The organism is Pseudoalteromonas sp. K222D (genome assembly GCF_017653575.1).
GTDB lineage: Bacteria > Pseudomonadota > Gammaproteobacteria > Enterobacterales > Alteromonadaceae > Pseudoalteromonas > Pseudoalteromonas nigrifaciens.
Map to the genome: position 1 here is coordinate 1 of NZ_JAGGDL010000083.1, position 1,787 is coordinate 1,787.

2 protein-coding genes are annotated in these 1,787 nt (G+C 44.0%); both read right to left on the reverse strand.

Annotated features, from left to right (window positions below):
* Positions 1–25: 25 nt before the first annotated feature.
* Complete coding sequence (locus J5X91_RS17925; RefSeq protein ID WP_244453981.1) at positions 26–1,531, reverse strand: IS66 family transposase; 1,506 nt, start codon at positions 1,529–1,531, stop codon at positions 26–28.
* Between the two features lie 57 nt (positions 1,532–1,588).
* A partial coding sequence (gene tnpB / locus J5X91_RS17930) for an IS66 family insertion sequence element accessory protein TnpB (RefSeq protein WP_208835389.1) occupies positions 1,589–1,787 on the reverse strand: 199 nt, incomplete at its 5' end.

The window sequence follows — 1,787 nt, forward strand, 5'->3', positions numbered from 1 at the left end:
GTAAGCGCGCATTTAAGCAGTGCGCTTAGCTATAATCGAAGTCTAGCTGCACATTCCACGGCATTAGGTCGGTAAAATCATCATCACCCTCATCTCGATTCGGCAACGTTTTAAATAAATGCACAAAGTAGTAATAAGGATTGATGTCATTGGCACGACACGTCATCACAATACTATAGAGTGTGGCGCTTGCTTGGGCACCATTAATTGACTTTGAGAATAGCCAGTTTTTCCTACCAGTGGTAAACGGCCGAATATCTCGCTCAGTAATATTATTATCAATCCCTAGTTCGCCATCTTCACTATATCGCATTAATTTCGGCCATTGATTAAGCGTGTATTTTATCGCTTTGCCAATATAACTCCCCGCCGTTACTTTACCTTCGGCTTCATCAAGCCACGCTTTAAAGTGCATTAATATGGGTAAGGCTTTTTCTTGTCGTAACTGATACCGCGCTTGAGGGGATAACTGTTTGTTTTTAGCCTGGGTTTCCAGTTTATATAATTGGCTGATAAAGCTGATGGCTTTATGCGCTCGACCTTTGTTTTTCGACTCTGCTTTTAAGGCATCGTTATATTTGCGTCTAGCGTGTGCCCAACAACCAACAGGGGTAATGCCTTCAATACCGTCATAAACACGGTAACCGTCGCACTGTAAATAGCCTTGATAACCGGCAAGAAATTCTTTTGCGCAAGCGCGACTTCGACCTGCTTGGTAATCGTAAATCACGACAGGCTCATGGCTAACCTCATTGCTGCGATAAACCCACATGTAGGAATTGCTGCTAGGATTGTCACCTTCATCTAAGACTTGTGTACGGGTTTCATCGGCACATAAACTGTGCTCATTAAGCAAGTGACGTTGCATGGCTGCCACTAAGGGGCTGATTAGCAGGCCCGCTTTAATACACCAATTAGCTAATGTTCCGCGCGATAGTTCAAGGCCGCCACGGCCCAGTATTTCAACGAAACGATAAAGCGGTAAGGCATCGCAGTATTTGCCTGTCACAACCGCCGCTAATGCCTCGGGACTGGCAATACTCCCCGGTATCGGTTGTTTAGGTTTAGGCGCGGTGATGATTTTACTGGTCAATTGTTCATGCTCGCAATGTCTGCAAGCATATTTAAATTGTTTGTGCTTAATGACACTGACTTTCGCCGGAATAATTTTAACTTGTTCGCTGTCTTCACTACCACATTGATGTAGTTGCTCACCGCAACACTGACACGTTAACTCGGTTAAGGTGTGCTCAACCTCTTCTCGTTCAAAGTGCTCAGCCAGCGTTTGTTTGCCTTTCTTATGGTGTTTAGGCGGCTCAGTCGTTTTATGCTGCTCCGCTTCATTGAAGGTGCCCCGTGGGGCTTTTTCACTTTTTTTACCGTATTTTTGGGATTTACTTAACTTAAGCTCAGCAAGCAAGTGGTCAATCCGCGATTGCATTTCAACCTTATCTTCTTGTAAAGCATCAAGCTTAGCCTGCATAAGTGCAAGCTGATTTTGTAGTTCGGTGATGAGAATAGTGTCTGGCATTTTAATAGCATGACACATGGGAAAGATCGTTCAAGTAAAAAAAACGATCTGATTAATTTACATCACCGATAACCCCGATAAAGTCGGGTGCCGTGTTTGATTACTGACCGGTAACCCTGATAGCAACCACTGTAATTGGCGTTGCTCGATGCCCATAGCCGTGTGTTCATTAGTCTGTTTTGGCCACTGAAATCGTCCTTGTTCTAAACGACGATAATAGAGCCAAAAACCGTTGGTATCCCAAAATAAAATCTTT